This window comes from Neisseria sp. P0019.S002, from assembly GCF_051957155.1.
In the GTDB taxonomy this organism is placed as follows: Bacteria; Pseudomonadota; Gammaproteobacteria; order Burkholderiales; family Neisseriaceae; genus Neisseria; species Neisseria perflava.
The window spans coordinates 1-471 of sequence record NZ_JBQCWS010000098.1 but is presented as its reverse complement, the minus strand read 5'-3'; the positions used below and the strand labels follow the sequence as shown (position 1 = coordinate 471).

Sequence of the window (471 nt, the reverse complement as noted above, 5' to 3'; positions counted from 1 at the left end):
TGTCGCCTTTGTCGCCTTTAGCGCCGGCTGCGCCAGTGTCACCTTTGTCGCCTTTAGCGCCGGCTTCACCAGTGTCACCTTTATCGCCTTTAGCGCCGGCTGCACCAGTGTCACCTTTATCGCCTTTAGCGCCGGCTGCACCAGTGTCACCTTTATCGCCTTTAGCGCCGGCTGCACCAGTGTCACCTTTATCGCCTTTAGCGCCGGCTGCACCAGTGTCACCTTTGTCGCCTTTAGCGCCGGCTGCACCAGTGTCACCTTTATCGCCTTTGTCGCCTTTAGCGCCGGCTGCACCAGTGTCACCTTTATCGCCTTTAGCGCCGGCTGCACCAGTGTCACCTTTATCGCCTTTAGCGCCGGTTGCACCAGTGTCACCTTTGTCGCCAGTAGCACCGTCTTTAAGGATGGTAGTAGTGGTATTACCGTTACCGTCTTTGATGGTTACAGTGTGAGTACCGTTGCCGTTGTCTT

The 471-nt window shown here is 56.5% G+C and carries 1 protein-coding gene; it reads right to left on the bottom strand.

Annotated features, from left to right (window positions below):
- Positions 1–471: collagen-flanked surface repeat-containing protein (locus ACTHTY_RS11765; RefSeq protein WP_440367811.1), on the bottom strand; the 471-nt coding region annotated here is incomplete at both ends.